This is a genomic window from Enterococcus sp. DIV0236 (assembly GCF_050558525.1).
Classification (GTDB): Bacteria; Bacillota; Bacilli; order Lactobacillales; family Enterococcaceae; genus Enterococcus; species Enterococcus faecalis.
On record NZ_CP187891.1, the window covers coordinates 2475149 to 2493904 of the forward strand.

Below are 18756 nucleotides of genomic sequence, written 5' to 3' on the forward strand. Positions count from 1 at the left end.
ATTATTAAAGAAAGGAACAACCCGCATTTTAGCGGGTTGTTCCTTTCTTTTAAATATTTTCTTGTTCGACCACCAATTGACTTTTGCCAATTAACGCTTTGACATCAATAATTTCACCATTTTTACGTCGGTCTGCTAACTCAACTGAGGTGGTAAACAACAAGTCACTAGAAGAGTTCAACGCTGTTTCAATGGAATCTTGGACTACGCCGACGATAAAGCCAACGCCGACGACTTGCATGGCAATATCATTGGAAATGCCAAACAAACTACATGCAAGCGGAATTAACAACAAGGAACCACCAGCAATTCCTGAAGCCCCACAAGCAGAAACAGCGGCGATGATACTCAACAATAATGCTAAATAGATTGGCACGGACATGCCTAATGTGTGGACTGCCGCCAATGTCATAATGGTAATCGTAATGGCTGCGCCGCCCATATTAATCGTTGCGCCCAGCGGAATAGAGACCGCATAAGATTCTTCATTTAAATCCATTGCTTTCGCCAATTCCATATTAATGGGAATATTGGCCGCAGAACTGCGTGTAAAGAATGCGGGAATCGCACTTTCCTTTAATACAAAAAAGACTAACGGATACGGATTTTGCCGAATATTCCAAAAAACAATCGCTGGATAAACGACTAAAGCAACCACGGCCATCGTACCAATTAACAATAATAGTAACTGACCATACTTGGCTAACCCTGCAATGCCTGTTGTTGCCACCGAATGAAACACCAAACCTAGAATTCCAATTGGCGCAATGCCGATAATCATTTGAACGACCGTGGTAATCCCTGTTGAAAGATTGGCAATCACATCCTTGGTAGCGACCGAACTTTGACGTAGCCCAATACCGATTAATGAGGACCAAAATAAAACAGATAAATAATTGCCTTCAATCATCGCTTGAATCGGATTTTGGACAACGCTTGTTAACACATTGCTTAAAACATCACTAAGTTGCGTTGGGGCTGCTTGCGCTTCCTGCGCCGCCTCCAAGACAATCTTAACGGGAAACAGATAGCTTGCCGTCACGGCAACAACAGCTGCCAAAAATGTCGCTAACAGATACACAACTAAAATTGATCCAACATATGTTTTCGCCCCAGCCTTTTGTTGGGCTAGCGACGCAATAATTAAGACAAAAACTAAAATCGGCGCAATTGCTTTTAAGGCGCCCACAAACAATTCACCAAGAACGCTGATGAAGGTCCATTCTGGCACCAAGAAACCCAAGGTGGTTCCAATCACAATCCCTATCATGATTTTTTGAATTAACGATAATTTCCGAATCGCTTTGACCATTCACTTCACGCTCCTTTAAAATAAAATACAGTTTGGGACATACTACCATAATTATTAAGATAAAAAAAGAGTGTTTCTCAAAAAACTTTCATTTTTCGAGAAACACTTGGTCAACTCATCAATTTCGTCTATTTTTCTGAAGACTTTTCCGCTGAATGTTCTTTGTTTTTATGGTGATGGTGGTGATGACTTTGTTTAGAATACAAGTAGGATTTTGCTACGACCGAAATAAACATAGCCATAATCCCCAAGCCTACTGTAGCATAAACCATGGTGAAAATTTTTCCCAAGTCAGTAACTGGATGCACATCTCCATAACCAATCGTGGTTAACGTCATGAAACTTAAATATAACGAATCTAATGGCGACAATTTTTCCACTGTTGAATAAAAAATAGTCCCACTCAACAACGTGGTTGCCAGTAAAAAGAACAAGGCACGAGTGTCTTCTTTTTTTAAGATACCTAAAAAAGATGAAAATAGTTTTTTGACAGAAATAAGTAAAGATAGCAAAAAAATGACCTCTTTCTATTGTTAATCTCTTCTTAACGTTAGCACTTTTTAGATGAAGTTCAACTTTTTAATTGGTGTGGTTAAAGAAAATTTATTTTTTTGTTATTTATAATACACTTCATCTAAAAATAACCCTTGTGCAGGAGCCGTTTCACCTGCGCCTTCTCGGACTTTTGTTGCGAACAATTCATCAATTATCGCTAATTCTTTGGTGCCTGCACCAATTTCTAAAAGTGTCCCAACGAGGATGCGGACCATTTTATGCAAGAACCCATTGCCCACAAAAGTGAACTGTAACATTTCGCCGTTTCTTTCAATCGTAATCTTTTCAATCGTTCGAGTAGTCGATTTTTTGTTTTTTTTCAATGCTGAAAAGCCAATAAAATCATGGGTCCCTATTAATTTTTGGCAAGCTTGTTCCATTTTTTCTTGATCCAACGCTTTGGGAAAGTGAAAACTATGATACCGTTCAAAGGCATTAGGAATTGGGCTATTCCAAACATAGTAGCTGTATTGTTTGCCTGTGGCATTATACCGTGCATGAAAACGTTCAGGCATTTCTGTAACTTCTTTAACAACAATATCGCCAGGTAAATATCGATTTAAAAAGGATAACATTTCGGTTGTTGTTAGTGAACTAGTCGTTTTAAAATTCGCTACTTGACCACGTGCATGTGTGCCGGCATCCGTTCTGCCTGAGCCAATAATTTCAATCGGTTCACCCGTCATTTGTGTTAAAATACTTTCAATTTTCCCTTGAATCGTTTTCTCTGAATTGCCTAGTCGTTGCCAACCTGAGTATCTTTTACCATCGTATTCAATGGTTAATTTTATGTTGCGCATGGGCGAAGCTCCTTCGTATTCTTTTTCTCTCTTATCATAGCAGAAATAAGTGGATTTTTCTTCTTTTCCAAGAATAAAACACCTCTTTTCTATAGAAAAGAGGTGTTTTATTTAGTTTAATCCTGCAATTTTCAATTCTTCAACATTCGCTGCTTTAGCATTTTCAGTCACTACGGCTTTAAATGTCACTTGGTCGCCCTCTTTTAAGAATAGCGCCAGCGGACTGTTATTAGTTGTTACGCTAAAAATGGTTTTTTCATCTTCTAGTAAAAATGAAACTACCGTTTGCGCTTCCCCAGCTACTACTGAGACACGAGCTACTTTACCTTGCATCGTTTTCAAGTTGGCTTTGTCTGTATTTTCATTGTTACTTCCTTTGGTTACTAACTCAATTCGATAAGCGTCTAATGCGCCTTGTGCCGTGTCTGCATCAATCACAATATCATTATCTACGGCGTTTATATAGACATATTTTTTGAAAATCCCTTTACTGTCCATTAACGAAACAATCCACGTTGGCACGCCATCAATGTTATAAAGGACTGGCATACTAGCTTTCCATTTCTTTTCTGGATAAATTTTTGAAGCGATAGAAATGGCGCCATCACTATCCATAATGCCGACTTTAGTATCACGATAATACGTAACTTGGCCTGTTCGGGCATTGATTAAGGAATAACCTAAAGCGGAATCTTGGTCTTTTTCACTACTTGTAAAGTCCGTAAAATAAAGCAACTGGTTCCCTTCCTTGTTCATCATCGGCGTAATTTGTCCTGATGCATAAATACCATTTTCAGTTGGAATTTTAACATCTTTTTTGGCACCAAACATTGTCTGGTTCCACCAGCCTTGACTGTAACGACCAAAGAATTCATTTAAGCTATTCGCCGCTGAACTAGTAATCGGCGCATCAACGAAACTTGGGGCTTTTTGACTGTCATAAACGTTAACTTCTCCTGTTGTAGCATTTAATACCGCCGTTTTAAATTCATTATAGTGCATGCGACCAGAAACCCCATACTCTTTGTAAAGCGTTTGAATATAGTAAGGATTTCCTTGGTCGTCCAACTCTAAATTGATTGTGCCAGTTGCTGCATAACCTGGATAAGCGGAATAAATTTTTCGTGCAGCATCTTTGCCAAAGTAAGCTGAAGGAGTATAAACAATTGGTTTTTCTACAAATTCTGGCTGTGCGTTGATATCTGTCGCACTAATGATGAAATAGCCAGGTACTTCCCCCAGTTTTAGCCATTTAAAGAAGCCATTAAATTCGACTGTTGCTACATAAACATACTCGCCATTGACAACTTGTGCCGTTATACCATCCAAAGTAAACATATTGGAATTGGGAATGACAGAAAATTTTTGTAACATTTTTCGTTTCGCCGTTTGTGGTGCAATCGCAATGGGTGTTTCTTTCGCCGAAGTTAAAACTTCAGCTTTTTCTTCCGTTTTTAAAGGAATCGTTTGATAAATTTCATCAATAGAAGAGATTCTGGTAATACTACTGACAACAGTCAACAAAATCATTGCCAAAACGGCAACACCCAAAATTTTGCCAGACCAGTCTTTGTTAGCCGTTTTGTTGGTATTCTTCCCTACTTCTTTGCGGCCCTTTTGGATACCAGGAACTTCGACTTTACTAGCTAAGCGTGTACTTAATAACACCCCACTAGCAATCACTGCGCCAATCAGATTAATCCATAACACGGTTGAAAGATTTTTACTTGGCAAAGTCACAAATAAAAAGATACCTAACAAGAGCAATTCCATCACCATTAATAGAATGGTCCCCTTACTCTTTTTCCCTTTATTCGCTACAATTTTGGCGCCATTCGCAACTAAGATCCCGATACCAAAAAATAACGTTAACCCAATAAAATTAAAAAACATTCACTTGCCCTCCTCATAGATAAGTAAAAAAGTGCTCCCACGCATTGTAGAAGCACTTCCTGTGATCCATTCTATTATAACGTTTTCTATTTTTACTGACAATATCGTTGAAGCAAAATCAGTCGGAAGGCTTAGAGTTTTGAAGAACGTTTATTTCTCTGGCTGAATATAAGGAACGATAGGTGCGGTCACGCCAATTGAAGCCCCACGAACAAAAGGTTCATTTTGTAAGGCTTTGAAATTTTTGGTTTGTCCGGTGAGCATGACTCCCCAAATAGGTAATTTTTCGACTTTTTTATTTTTATTTTGTTGGATAAACTTTTGGCCTTCTTGGTTGTCAGCAAACATGGGGGATTTTTCTAAGGTTTCAAAAAAGTGTTGCTTGTCGTTTTCAGGATCAAATATTTCGTTTTGATCGTCCATGCTTAATTGAAAACCATAAGGCAGCGTACCAGAAGGACCCTCTTTTTCATTAACCGTTTCGGAGTAAACATAGAGCCAAACTAAGTTGACATTGCTCGGTAACATTTTGCGGACTTCTTCATATGGATAAGGTTTATCAAAAGAAATCGCCACTTCCGCTACTTGGTTTTCCATTTTATCTAATTCACTTAATTCGTTTTTGATACCACCATAGTAATTGGTAATCGCTGGGTTATAAAAAGATGCTACTTTCTGCTTGGTTTGTCGGTTGTATTCATAAAAATTCTTAGAAGAATAATAGCTACCAGGATAGACTTCATTCCAGTCAATCGAATTTCTGAAAAAGCTATATCTGCTACGTAAATTACTCCACTCCACCGTGTAACCATCAATATTTTTTGAACGATTAGTTACAACTTCGCCCCCAAAAGGCGAACTATTAGCAATTACTTGGGAATCTAATTGAGTGTTTGGTGAAGCAATCATTTCTTGATCATTAATTACTTCTAGTAGGGTATGATAGTTTTTCGTCGAAAGTTTATCCATTCCCACAAAAAAACCGACAAACAATACGGCAAAACTAACAACGGTTATGGCACCAATCACGATAAATTGTTTTCTTTTCGCTTTACGAATACTTTTTTTTAAATCCACTTCTATTCCTCCAGTTCTTTTTTTAATTTTTGACGTGTGCGATACAATTTTTTGCGAACATTTTCAACAGATAATTCTAAAATCAACGCAATCTCGGCATACGATAATTGATAATAATATTTCAAAAGTACTAGTTCTTGTTCCTCATCTTTTAAGGAATCGATCAATAATAATAACTCTTGCCCTTCCATTTTTTCTATTGATTGCACAGGATGGCTGTTTGCCACAAAAGTGCGTTCTCGTTTCTTTTTTCGATACATCGTAATGTAGTAATTAAATGTTACTCGGAAAAACCACGGGCGTAGATTTTCTGATGTAATTTCAGGTAATATTGAAAAAATCGTTGTATACGTTTGCGACACTGCATCTTGTGCATCTTCAAGACTTGCTCCTCGGTGAATCAAGACTTGGATGACTTCTTGCCCCAAAGAAAATAGTACTTCGTCAAAATTTGCCTCCTTTTTCATCTGATTTCTCCTTTCACTTATACAACGTTTCAACTAGGGAAAAAGTGGACAGTCCTTCGTTCATTATTTTTATGTATTTTTCTCTCAATAAAAAATGCTCCTGCTTAAGCAGAAGCATTTTTGTTTTTGCTTATTTATCATTTTCCAATGACTAATCTTCGTGTATAAACGGCTTGCCCAGAATGCATCACTGCATCATCAATCGCTGAAACTAAACGGACTTGTCTAGTCACCGGCGGGGTCCAATTTTTATCAATCACGTCTGACAATTGTTCTTCTTTGATTTGGTCTAAATAGCTTTTGGTAAGTGCCACACTAGCAGCCAAATAGTCACTAAGCAATTGCTTTTCTGCCACCACGACTTTCGCCGCTTCTTCTGGTGTGTGATGCCAGTCTTCTGTCTCATCTGGCAAATCCAAGGCAAATTTTTCTGTCCAGTGTTGGCTAAGCCATAACGGTTCACTATGATTAAGTGCGGAAATTTGTAGGTCTAATTCTCTGGCTGTGTGCCACATTAGCCAAGTAACAGACTTAATTAATGGTGCGGGCATCGTGTTTGCTTCGGCAACGGTCATTTGCGCAAGGGTTTCTTCAAAACGTTCGTGCGCTCGGTCAAGGGTTTCACTAGAAAGTTGAGTGACTTTCATAAAAATACCTCCTTTGTGTTGGTGCCTGTTCTTTCGTTTCTATTTTCTATTATACTGCAAAAGAATCCGTTGTAGTTCTTTTTTGGCTGCGGTATCTGCGGAAAGGGTAAAGATCACTTTCTTTCTTCAAAAATAACACCCCCCTAAGTAAAAAAGAATTGACAATTCTCGTAGTTTCCCTTAGTATGTGGAAAAGTACCTTTAAGATAGTCCGAGAGGCTAACAAGGCAAAGTTCTGTAAAATTCTGTATTTTTGTATAGTGAATGATACGAGATGTCTTGCCCTTTTTTTGTGTGCAAGGCTTTTTTTGCGCGGTGCTTAATCAATTTATTTGGGAGGCAACAAAGTGGAAAAGAAAAAACGTGAAGTGAAAGGTATCTCATTTACCAAAAAAATGGTGATTTCATTGGTGGGAGGTTTAATCGTTGGGCTCGGCTTTTTATTTTTAAGAGAGCACCTTATTCGCAGCAATCAAGGCGCTGTGTGGCAGACAATCAATCAGATTCTTTTCCAAGATATTTCAGATCCTGAAAAAGGACAATCTGCGATTGGGCTTTTCTATATTATTGGTCAACTATTTATCAACGGCCTACAATTAGTGATTGTGCCGATGGTCTTTACTTCAATTACTTTAGCCATTTGTCATATTACCGATACGCAAAAATTAGGACGAATTTCTTATAAAACAATTTTTGGCTTTTTATCGATGTCACTGATTGCTCTATTAACGGCAGGAATTGTGGGCTATAGCGTATATTTAACTGGCGCTTTTAATGTGTCGTTATCTGAAACGCTAGCTCCTGTCGAAGTAAGTACAAGCGGCAACCCATTAATGGTGATAGTCAATGCTGTCACGAAAAATATCGGTTCTGCGTTTAGCGACAATGGTGCGATTTTAGCTGTTGTTGTGTTGGCAGTGATTACTGGTTTATGTATTAATGCATTAGGGGATAAAATTCGTGTTTTCAAAAAATTAATTGAAGAAGTCAATGCGATGGTCACGTTATTTTTAACCTTTGTAATTACTAAATTTGCTCCTATCGCCGTCTTTATGTTGTTAGTTCGGACGTTTGCTTCTTACGGGATTGATTATTTAAAACCAGCGTTAGTCTACGTCGTAACAACGACAGCGACGCTCTTAGCCTTTTTGATGATCGGTTACCCATTATTTATCTTATTTGCGACAAAATTAAATCCTATTCCTTTTATTAAAAAGATTATGAAAGTTGTGGTCTTTGGATTTTCTACTTCTTCTTCGGCAGCCACTTTACCGTTAAATACAAAAACAACGGTTGAAGAGTTAGGTGTCGACAGCGATGTTGCCGCCTTTGTCTTGCCGTTAGGAATGACTATTAATATGAACGGCACAGCGATTATGCAAGTAATTGCGGCTATTTTTGTGGCGGGCGTAGCTGGTTATGAAGTGACACCAGCTAATATTGCCTTGATTGCCATTTTAGCTTTAATGTCATCTATTGGTACACCGGCGGCACCTGGCGCTGGCGGAATTATCCTTTTCACTATTTTAACTGGTTTAAACTATAACAATGAGATTGCGATTGCGACGTATTCATTGATTTTAGCCATTAATCGTCCAATCGAAATGCTCGTTACTAGCCTAAACGTGGTTGGTGATAGCGCCACTGCGATTTATGTCGCACATTCGGAAGATTTGTTGGATGAAGTCACTTATCTGACTGATGTCGCTGACTTGCAAAATGCGGAAGCGGAGTGATTAATGAAAAAGCAGACTTCTTGTATGGAAGTCTGCTTTTTTATTATGTTTTTAGTGAATCCGTAATTTTTTACTTCTTCGATTTACTTTTACGAAAAACTAAAAGACACCCACTGGCGATAACTAGAAGACCAATAATCACAAGCGCGATCGATTTCTTTTCTCCTGTGCTCGGTAAAAATTGGCTAGCTTTTCTGAAACCACCTTGGCTTGATGGCTTAACTTGTTTCGTACCAGTTTGATCAACTCCTGTACTAGTATTTAAGTGTCCATTATTCCCCCCATTTTTTTGCTCCTTTTTATTTTCCCCACTATTTTTCAATGTTAATTGCTTCACTGCCAAGCGTAGCTCTGCTTCTGCTTGGTCTACTTCTGCTTGTGTCGCTGTTGTTTGATCTGCCACAGTTTGCGCTTGTTTCAGTGCTTCGCTGTAGGCTTTCCAGCTACTTGCGGTGTAGTCTTTTTCTTGGTTTTTCTCGTTTTCTTTGATGATTTTCAACAAGTTGGTTTTATCTACTTCTTTAGTTGGCACTTTTGCCAATTGCTTCACTGCCGAACGTAGTTCTGCTTCTGCTTGGTCTACTTCTGCTTGCGTTGCTGTTGTTTGATCTGCCACAGTTTGTGCTTGCTTCAATGCTTCGCTGTAGGCTTTCCAGCTACTTGCGGTGTAGTCTTTTTCTTGGTGTTTCTCGTTTTCTTTGATGATTTTCAACAAGTTGGTTTTATCTACTTCTTTAGTTGGCACTTTTACCAATTGCTTCACCGCCGAACGTAGTTTTGCTTCTGCTTGGTCTACTTCTGCTTGTGTCGCTGTTGTTTGATCTGCCACAGTTTGTGCTTGTTTCAATGCTTCGCTGTAGACTTTCCAGCTGCTTGCGGTGTAGTCTTTTTCTTGGTGTTTCTCGTTTTCTTTGATGATTTTCAACAAGTTGGTTTTATCTACTTCTTTAGTTGGCACTTTTACCAATTGCTTCACTGCCGAACGTAACTCTGTTTCTGCTTGGTCTACTTCTGCTTGTGTCGCTGTTGTTTGATCTGCCACAGTTTGCGCTTGTTTCAGTGCTTCGCTGTAGGCTTTCCAGCTACTTGCGGTGTAGTCTTTTTCTTGGTGTTTCTCGTTTTCTTTGATGATTTTCAACAAGTTGGTTTTATCTACTTCTTTGGTTGGTACTTTTACCAATTGCTTCACTGCCGAGCGTAGTTTTGCTTCTGCTTGGTCTACTTCTGCTTGCGTTGCTGTTGCTTGATCTACCACAGTTTGTGCTTGTTTCAATGCTTCGCTGTAGACTTTCCAGCTGCTTGCGGTGTAATCTTTTTCTTGGTGTTCTTTTTGTTCCTGAATTAATTTTTCTAACGCTTCTTTCGTTACTTCAGGAGTTGTTTTAACTGTGATTGAACGCGAGCTGCCATTTAACCCCGCACTATTTAAAGTGATAATATTTTGGTCAACAGAAATTTCTGGGTCCGCTGCGACTACTTCAAGAATGCCCTTATCAAATTCAATAGAAACGGATGCATTATTTTGTAAAGGATTCGCAAGAGTTAAGCGATAAACACCGTTATCAATTTTTTCTGAAATAACCGACATTGAATCATACGCATACAGTCCTGCAATTTCTTGGTCATTATTCCATGTATTCATCATGACATAATTACCTGCTTCAATGGCTTGTAAGTTTGCTGTATTTTCTAGAACAGTATAGCCTTTGTTTTTAGAAAGAGCTGCGATTTCTTCATTCGTTTTCCCAACCACTGTTAAATATTCGTAAGTACCATTTTCAACAGTCTTACCATAATTTTTACTAATTTTAGCAAATGTATTTGTATAGGTTTTATCATTAACAAAGTATTCGTTAATATCTCCGTAGCGACCAGAGCGTTCTTCTATTTGAACATCAAGCGTATTCATTGAATTAGGAAAAACATAGCCAATGTTATTCAATGGATTCGCTGCGCTTAAACTAATCCAAGAATTATCTTTGTCTGAACCTTGGTTAAGCTTCACTTCCTGTGGATGAATCATCCGATTATCGAGGATTGTTTCAATCGAAGCATCTGTCGTACCAGTAATGCCACTTCCCAAATTAATGATTTGACCATTTAATAAGAACCAAGATTTTTTAGCAACTAAGTTCATTCCTTCATTACTTTTATCTAAAAACATTCCTATAGAGGCAACCTGTCCATTATTTGAGCCACCTACCCATGACTGGGGACTGCGTTTCCCTGTATAAGCACCATTTACCAATTCTCTTGTGTCAACTGTCGTTCCTGGTAATCGATATGGATCGATCGTTGCCCAGTATCCTTCATCAAACTGAGCAAAGTCTTGATTGTATAAATAAAGCATGCCGTCTGCTGTATGCCAGCCTTTTTTATTTTCCGTATTCCCAAATTCATAGTTTCCGACACGTTGTGAATACATACTGATACCCACCGCATATTCGTTATTTTTCTGTAGGACTCGATCCATCGAACCATATACATTTAAAGATTGCATTGGTGTCGCTTGGGCAGGTGACGCACTATTCACCACATTTTTCAAGTCAATTAACGCTTCAAAATCTCTTGGTTTTTTAAAGAAATGATAGTATGACCCACTTTGTTGAAGCCACGTTTGGATAGATGTATAAATGTCATTTCTTAAATTTTCTGGTGCAAATTTTGCAATTAAGGTTAAATTAGCTATTGTTTCTTTACCCGATTCAAACTCTGTAGTAAAAGGATTCGTTTCTGGCGCTCTGGAAATACTTCTACCAGAAACCATCGATGGCATTTTTCCATTTACCATCAATTGTAAGTAACCTTTATCAACAACATTAAATAAATTACTAATGTTAGGGTCATTCATCTCCCAGTCGGAACCTTGTAAAATAGTCTGAATTCGTCCAAACCCTTTTAGCAACTCATTCCCGTAACTGCCGTTGTACGGAAAATAACCATGTTGAATCAAGGAACCATCAGGATATAAGCCATCACCAGAGGAAACACTTTTTAAAACGGACGGAACAGCTTCTTGTACTTGTACTAGGCGTTGATTATCTTCTAACAAAAGTCCAGTACCTAAAACGGTGATTGAAATATCTGTTAAGTTAGCCCCTGTTGCACGATAAATTGGCCATTGTATGTTGGGATCTTTTGCATACAGCATCAGCGGAGCAGTAAATTTATTTAATTTTTCTGAATCTGTATTCAATAGGTCATCATGTAATAAAATCAATGTATCTGTTAGCGGCTGCGCGGAACCAATTTGCCAATCCCACCAGTTACCTGTGTAATACGTTCCATTGTATTTTTTTGTATCAATCATAAATTCAATGCCTTTAACAATCGCATCATAAACTTCCGGTTTTTCAAAAAGCTCACTTGATGGTTCATAGTAGCCTAACGCTAATTTTTTAATATTGGTAAATTGAGTCGTGTAATCAGCAGACACTGTATCCGATGGTTTTCGTTCCCACAGATACCCACGATCTGCTGCTTGATTAAGCGTTTGCCACAATGCTAAACTCTCCGTAGCAATCTGGGCACGATACTGTTGCACATCTGCATCGTTATCATACTGCGTTGTACCTAACAATCGCATTTTCCATTTTGCTCGCATTTCCGCATATTGTTTATTTTCTGCTACAACAGTCACAGGAATTGTATCACTAATTTCTGTTCCTTTAATTTTGACTGTTACTTTCGCTTCACCACTCTTAACTGCTGTTAAATTACCCGTTTGGTCAACCGTCACAATAGTAGGATCACTACTTGACCACTCAATCTGATCCTCTGTGATATCTACTCCAGCTGGTGACACTTCAAAGGCTAGCTGTTGCTTTCTTTTTTCACTAATAGTCAGTTTCTCTGTTAAAAGTTTAATCGCTTCTGGCAGTCGTTTTTTTTCATATGCTTCAAACGAAATAATACTTGAACTGTAAAATTGCTTATTTGTGTGTTGCCACATTTTCATCTGCTGATATTTTACAAAACGTGCTTGTACATTATTGCCATCAATATATTTTTTAGTAGGTTGGCCACCTTTCCCATTCTCTTCTTTAAAGATAGATTGATAGCTTTCACCATCTGTTGAAACTAAGATTTCATACACAGGACTTTCTGCATGCAACTGTAAAACGAGTTCGCCAATGTTTTTTACTTCACCCAAATCAACAATTAACCATTGTTCATCTTGCTTATCAGCGGACCAGCGTGTTGTTTCATCGCCATCGACAGCTTTTTCGCCAACAAATTGAGGGTATTTCCAATTCTCTCCAATTTTTCCTCCTTCCACACCAGAATATGTCACTTCTTTTTGTAAAAATAAATCAGTTATTTCTTCTGCAGATGCACTCATCGCAGTTAGCGAGAAGCCTGTAAGCATGAAAGCAACAACGACTATTATTTTTTTTATCATATTTTTCCCCATATCTTTCTATTTTTAAGCAACCAATCCGACTTTTCCAAACACTTTTTTCTGATAATTTAATCAACTTCCTCCTCTACTAAGTATTCTATATAAAAATTAGGCATGAAAAGACAACCTAAAGTAATTACTTCAGACAGACTTTTCATGCCTAGTTTTCCCTAGTCACATGAAATATTATACATGTTTACGCTTTCACTTTAAGGTAATTTTTGGTTACTGTCAATAGCGTTTTCTTCATTAAAGAGCTTATTCAACTTTTCACGTTAAAAATATTGATTTTTATGATAATCCCTTAATTTTTTCTCATTTTAAAATAATAATTATGGGTGCTGAACCTGTTTCTGAGGCACAACAATTGGACAATTTTTTTGAAAAAACGAGAGGAATGAGCATTGTTTTTTGCCATTCCTCTCATTTTTATTTATTGTTTGAACGGTAACGTTGCTCTCAAACCAGTTTGATTGAATTTTTTTATTTTCTATCAGACAAACAGACTAAAGATATTTTACTTCATATATTTTTCAAGCAATGACTTGATTCATAGAAATTACTGAGCAACCAGCCTACTTCCTATTTATGATACGGTTCCCCTTTCATAATCCGAAAACCGCGATAAATTTGTTCCACTAATACCAAACGCATTAACTGATGTGGATAAGTCAAGCGGCCAAAAGAAATTTGTTGGTTACTTCGCTGAAGGACTGAATCACTGAGACCTAAAGAACCACCAATGACAAACGTTAGGTTACTTTTGCCACTAATCCCTAATTGTTCAATTTCTTTTGAAAATTCTTCACTAGATAATTGTTTGCCATTAATGGCTAAAACAAAGACGTATTCGTTGTCATTAATTTTCCCCAAAATACGTTGGCCTTCTTTTTCTTTGACTTGAAGCATTTCAGCGTCACTGAGTTTTTCCGGGGCTTTTTCATCTGGTACTTCAATGATTTCCATCTTGGCATAGCTATTTAAACGTTTCAGATATTCATTAATGCCTTGAATCAAGTATTTTTCTTTCAGTTTTCCGACTGTTACTAGTTTAATTTTCACCTATTCCACTACTTTCTCGTTTTCTCTTCTTTCTTATTTTAGCACGAAGTTTGGCTACTTTCCACAACGTTTCCACATACTTATACACATATACACAGAGTTATCCACAGAACAAACTAAAAAATTACTTTATTTAACAGCTTTTTCAATACAAACACATATTCGCCACTGATTTGTCCACATTATCCACATTCTGTGGATAACTTTCTTAAAAACTGTACACAGAGTTATTCCCGATTTGTTCACATTTTTCTGTGTATAACTTTTTCATTCGTATTTTTTCTGTAATTTTTCCCTAAGTTGTTCATAAAAAATTCAAAGCTATTCGATAGACTAAAGGAGTAGGAAACAGATATACTTAATATAGAAAATTCAGATGCACTTATTGGGAGGTTATTTTATGCAACGAAAAGATGTTACACCTAATTCAGATAAAAAAAGTTTATTGCAAAAATTTGGGATTGGTTTAGCTGGCGGCTTACTTGGTGGCGCCCTTATTCTAGGAGGCGCTTATTCTGGGATTATTCCCACACCCAACGGCGGAAATAATGCGGCGACGACGACGTCCACTAATCACGGCGACACAAAAGTCAGCAATGTGAGTTACAATGTGTCTAGCGATGTCACAAAAGCCGTGAAAAAAGTTCAAAATTCTGTGGTTTCTGTCATTAATATGCAAAGTGCTAGCAACAATTCTTCGGCAGATGATCCTTTTGGGGGATTGTTCGGTGGGAATGAAGGTACTCAAGACTCTTCCGGCAACAATGGTAACGATTTAGAAGCAGCCAGTGAAGGTAGTGGGGTTATTTATAAGAAAGATGGTAAAACGGCTTATGTCGTGACAAATAACCACGTCGTAGATAAAGCGCAAGGATTGGAAGTTGTTTTATCTGATGGTACCAAAGTGAAAGGCGAATTAGTCGGAACCGATGCTTACACGGATTTAGCCGTGATTAAAATTTCTTCCGACAAAGTTGATCAAGTCGCTGAGTTTGGGAATTCTAGTAAAATCACAGTCGGTGAGCCTGCTATTGCGATTGGTTCCCCTCTAGGCTCTGATTATGCTAACTCTGTCACACAAGGAATCATCTCTTCTGTGAATAGAAATATTACCAATAAAAACGAGTCTGGTGAAACCATCAATATTAATGCCATTCAAACCGATGCTGCCATCAATCCAGGAAACTCTGGTGGTCCACTAATCAATATTGAAGGACAAGTCATTGGAATTAACTCAGTAAAAATTGTGCAATCAACTAGTCAAGTGAGCGTTGAAGGGATGGGCTTTGCCATTCCAAGTAATGACGTAGTCAACATTATCAACCAATTAGAAAAAGATGGTAAAGTGACGCGGCCAGCTCTCGGGATTACGATGTCTGATTTAACAGGTATCTCTTCACAACAACAAGAACAAATTTTAAAAATTCCAGCTTCTGTAAAAACTGGCGTAGTGGTTCGTGGTGTTGAAGCAGCGACCCCTGCTGAAAAGGCTGGATTGGAAAAATACGATGTTATCACGAAAGTTGACGGCCAAGACGTAAGCTCTACTACAGATTTACAAAGCGCGCTTTACAAGAAAAAAGTTGGCGACAAAATGGAAGTGACTTATTATCGTGGTTCTAAAGAAATGAAAGCAACTATCGATTTAACCATTGATAAATCAGCTTTAACACAACAAAATAATCGCAGCAATCAATAAAAGAAAGAAACGACCTGTTGTTCAAACAACAGGTCGTTTCTTTCTTTTATTCTCCTACCGCAAATGCAGAACCAACTTCTGCATCAAAAGGCAATTCTAAGATTCCTTTTTTAGCTGGTGCATTTGGTAAACGTAATTCTTTTGCTGAACAAATCATTCCAAAACTTTCTTCACCACGTAAAACCCCTGGCCAAATCATTAAACCATCAGGCATCATTGCGCCTGGTTTGGCCACAACTACTTTTTGTCCTGCTTTGATGTTCGGTGCGCCACAAACAATTTGTAAGATTTCGCCGTTGTCTACTTCTGTTTGTGTGATAGATAAATGATCTGAATCTGGGTGTTTTTTACATGATTTGACAAAGCCAACCACAATTTTAGGGGTGTCGTCTTTTTCAAGGGTTTCTGAAAATCCCGCATCTTTAATCGCTGTATTGACTTTTTCGATTTGTTCGTCTGTTAAAGTCACTTGGCCGGTGCCATTAATGTCACCTAGAAGCGCTGAAGCATTGAAAATATTCCAAGCTACCACTGTTTCTGGCGCCTCAACTAAACTTACACGTGCCACATCGCCGACACGTTTTACTTGGTTTTCCGCACCTTGATCGTCCGCAACGATGACAAGTAAGACATCGCCAACGTGTTCTTTGTTATATGCAAAAATCATTTCTGTTCCTCCTCTGTCGTTTTCCTGTCTTATCTTATCAAAAATTGACCCCTTGTGCATACTTTTTTGTCGAAAAACTAAAAGACTTGGAAAATATGTCGCTACGACTTATTCTCCAAGTCCTCAATTTTGAGTGACAAGCCGCTGATCCTTTGAAAAAACAAAAGAAACGTAGGGTCAACTCTCTATTCAATCAATAACTTTTTTTGCTTATTTTTCTTCAGAGTGAACAATTAAGACATCGCAAGGGGCTTGACGAATAATGTAGCTACTGACGCTTCCCATGACCACACGTTCGACTGCGTTTAATCCTGATTGTCCCACCATAATTAAATCAACATTGTATTTTTCAGGTAATTCATGACTCATGACTTCTTTGGGTGAACCAAACATGGTAACTGTTTCAACATTATGAAAATCAACGCTTTCAGCATACTTTTTACAATCGGCCATTAATTCTTCCGCAGCGGCTGTTTCTTGATCAATTAATTGATCATTTAACGTCGAATACCCCATCATTGTATACACTTGATTTTCTAAAATATTTGCAACAATGACTCGGCTTCCGTTTCGACGAGCAACCTCAATTGCACGTTCATAAGCTAAATTGGCTTGATCACTACCGTCTACGCCGACAAGAATATTTTTATACATTTGTTCTTCCATTTTCGTCACCTTCCCGATGGAGGCTGATCTAAAAGGCTTCTTTGACTAAGAATCTAGAGTCAAAAATGAATTTAGGACCCTTGCGCAGAACGCCCTTTTGTCCAGCTGATTCTCTCTTAATTTAATGGTTCCTCTGGTTCATGAAAATTAGCCTAAGCTAGTTAAAAATGCACTGATTTCTTCTTTTGTTTTTCGGTCTTTGTTTACTAAGCGTCCTAACTCTTGACCGTTTTCAATTACGACAAAACTCGGAATACCAAAAATATTCCACTCGGCAGCCACGTCAATAAACTGATCACGGTCGACTTCGATAAATTGAAACGCTGGAAATGCTTCTTCAATTTCAGGCATGACTGGTTTAATGAAACGACAGTCTCCGCACCAATCAGCCGTAAAGAAGAAAACATTTTTACCTTTTTCAACATAAGTTGCTAGTTCTTCTAATGAATTGGGATAAATCATTTAAACATCCTCTACTTTCCGTAAACAATTGTATTAACTGTTGATTTATCCAAGCCACGTAATGCTTGTAACAACATTTCCCGCGCTGCTTCATAATCCGCAATACTAAACATTGTTTGATGCGTATGGATGTAACGACCACAAACGCCGATGACTGTACTTGGTACACCGTTATTAGTTGTGTGCGCTGCCCCAGCATCCGTTCCGCCTTTAGAAACAAAATATTGATACGGAATATTGTGTGTCGCAGCTGTATCTAATAAATATTCACGTAAGCGAGGCAATGTGATCAAACCTGGATCGAAAATCCGTAATAACGTTCCTTCACCTAAATGACCATACGTCCCTTTTTTCGTGTGAATATCATCTGCCGCTGAACAATCCACCGCAAAGAAGATATCTGGATTAAATTTATGAACAGATGGTTTAGAACCACGTAAACCGACTTCTTCTTGTACGTTTGCTCCAGCAATTAATGTGTGGCCTAATTCTTCATTTTGTAACGTTTCCAATGCATCTAATACCAACGTACAACCATAGCGGTTATCCCATGATTTACTGATAATATTTTTGCCATTGGCTGTTTTAATCGTTTCTGTTTGTGGAACAATGGAATCCCCTGGACGAACACCAAAGCTTTCAGCTTCTTCTTTTGAAGAGAATCCTGCATCAAATAACACATCAGAGACTTCCAATTGTTTTTGACCACTCGTACCACGCAACAAGTGTGGCGGAATAGATGAAGAAATACATGGATAGTTCCCTTTACTTGTTTTTAACGTAAAACGTTGTGCTGAAACAACATAGGGATTCCAGCCACCTAAAGGAACCACTTGGAATAAACCATTATCGTTAATTTGAGTTAACATGAAGCCAACTTCGTCCATGTGAGCTGCTACCATTACGCGTGGCGCTGCTTCCACTTTTGAACGTTTAATCCCAAAAATACCACCTAAACCATCATATTGGACATCGTCCACTAATGGGGTGATATGTTCTTTCATGTACGCGCGAATGTCGTCTTCAAATCCGCTGGTTCCTTGTAATTCAGTTAATTCCTTGATTCGTTGAAATGTTTTTTCTTCCATAGATGTATGTCCTATTGCTTTTGATTTGTTGGAAATTACGCCAACCAAGCGTCACTTTTTCTCTAAAAAGTCACTTTATCCTGTCGATAAAAATAGGTACTCCTTTCATATGATTTCACTCTTATTATAACGCAAATACTAGAAAATGCACATCGCTTTCTCTTTTTAAACGTGACAATGAGAATGCCCTAAAAGAATGATTGAAAAACTTTTTTTATTTCTC

The 18756-nt window shown here is 38.0% G+C and carries 15 protein-coding genes; 2 read left to right on the plus strand and 13 right to left on the minus strand.

Translation table 11 applies throughout. The features are described from left to right. Nucleotides 1-49: 49 nt before the first annotated feature. The 7 genes from sstT to gst all read right to left on the minus strand — a co-directional run bounded on the left by sstT (nt 50) and on the right by gst (nt 6751). Nucleotides 50-1312 (minus strand): serine/threonine transporter SstT, encoded by a 1263-nt coding sequence (gene sstT, locus IGK27_RS11900; protein ID WP_002355037.1) that lies wholly within the window; start codon nt 1310-1312, stop codon nt 50-52. A 128-nt stretch (nt 1313-1440) separates the two neighbouring features. After that, complete coding sequence (locus tag IGK27_RS11905; RefSeq protein ID WP_002355036.1) at nt 1441-1824, minus strand: potassium channel family protein; 384 nt, start codon at nt 1822-1824, stop codon at nt 1441-1443. A gap of 102 nt (nt 1825-1926) precedes the next feature. Next, nucleotides 1927-2667 (minus strand): tRNA pseudouridine(38-40) synthase TruA, encoded by a 741-nt coding sequence (gene truA / locus IGK27_RS11910; protein WP_002359105.1) that lies wholly within the window; start codon nt 2665-2667, stop codon nt 1927-1929. Nucleotides 2668-2778: 111 nt separating this feature from the next. Continuing rightward, nucleotides 2779-4560 (minus strand): hypothetical protein, encoded by a 1782-nt coding sequence (locus IGK27_RS11915; RefSeq protein WP_010830683.1) that lies wholly within the window; start codon nt 4558-4560, stop codon nt 2779-2781. A 150-nt stretch (nt 4561-4710) separates the two neighbouring features. Further along, a complete protein-coding gene (locus IGK27_RS11920; RefSeq protein ID WP_002365315.1) occupies nt 4711-5637 on the minus strand; it encodes an anti-sigma factor in 927 nt (308 codons plus the stop codon). A 2-nt stretch (nt 5638-5639) separates the two neighbouring features. Continuing rightward, nucleotides 5640-6104, minus strand: a complete 465-nt coding sequence (locus IGK27_RS11925; protein WP_002401614.1) for an RNA polymerase sigma factor — start codon at nt 6102-6104, stop codon at nt 5640-5642. A gap of 137 nt (nt 6105-6241) precedes the next feature. Beyond that, a complete protein-coding gene (gene gst / locus IGK27_RS11930) occupies nt 6242-6751 on the minus strand; it encodes a DinB family glutathione transferase (protein WP_002361063.1) in 510 nt (169 codons plus the stop codon). 332 nt (nt 6752-7083) lie between these two features. On the opposite strand from gst, the gene IGK27_RS11935 reads away from it, so the two are divergent. After that, on the plus strand, nt 7084-8487 hold the full coding sequence (locus IGK27_RS11935) for a dicarboxylate/amino acid:cation symporter (protein WP_002401615.1): 1404 nt from the start codon (nt 7084-7086) through the stop codon (nt 8485-8487). Between the two features lie 70 nt (nt 8488-8557). Here the strand turns inward: IGK27_RS11935 and IGK27_RS11940 are convergent, their stop codons facing one another. Next, nucleotides 8558-12889 carry a polysaccharide lyase family 8 super-sandwich domain-containing protein gene (locus IGK27_RS11940; RefSeq protein ID WP_430596420.1) on the minus strand — a complete coding sequence of 1444 codons (4332 nt, stop codon included), beginning with the start codon at nt 12887-12889 and terminating at the stop codon, nt 8558-8560. 582 nt (nt 12890-13471) lie between these two features. Continuing rightward, on the minus strand, nt 13472-13951 hold the full coding sequence (rlmH, locus tag IGK27_RS11945) for a 23S rRNA (pseudouridine(1915)-N(3))-methyltransferase RlmH (protein ID WP_002355021.1): 480 nt from the start codon (nt 13949-13951) through the stop codon (nt 13472-13474). Nucleotides 13952-14351: 400 nt separating this feature from the next. Here rlmH and IGK27_RS11950 point away from each other — a divergent pair, with 400 nt between their 5' ends. Next, nucleotides 14352-15650 (plus strand): S1C family serine protease, encoded by a 1299-nt coding sequence (locus IGK27_RS11950; RefSeq protein WP_002368406.1) that lies wholly within the window; start codon nt 14352-14354, stop codon nt 15648-15650. A 46-nt stretch (nt 15651-15696) separates the two neighbouring features. Here IGK27_RS11950 and ytpR read toward each other — a convergent pair whose 3' ends face one another. The 4 genes from ytpR to pepA form a co-directional block, all read right to left on the minus strand. After that, nucleotides 15697-16317, minus strand: a complete 621-nt coding sequence (gene ytpR / locus IGK27_RS11955; RefSeq protein ID WP_002361057.1) for a YtpR family tRNA-binding protein — start codon at nt 16315-16317, stop codon at nt 15697-15699. A 210-nt stretch (nt 16318-16527) separates the two neighbouring features. Next, on the minus strand, nt 16528-16983 hold the full coding sequence (locus tag IGK27_RS11960; protein ID WP_002385249.1) for a universal stress protein: 456 nt from the start codon (nt 16981-16983) through the stop codon (nt 16528-16530). Between the two features lie 147 nt (nt 16984-17130). Then, the gene (locus tag IGK27_RS11965) at nt 17131-17445 is read right to left on the minus strand and encodes a thioredoxin family protein (RefSeq protein WP_002355015.1); all 315 of its coding nucleotides are present in this window, start codon (nt 17443-17445) and stop codon (nt 17131-17133) included. A gap of 11 nt (nt 17446-17456) precedes the next feature. Further along, nucleotides 17457-18533 carry a glutamyl aminopeptidase gene (gene pepA / locus IGK27_RS11970; RefSeq protein ID WP_002355013.1) on the minus strand — a complete coding sequence of 359 codons (1077 nt, stop codon included), beginning with the start codon at nt 18531-18533 and terminating at the stop codon, nt 17457-17459. Nucleotides 18534-18756: the final 223 nt, after the last annotated feature.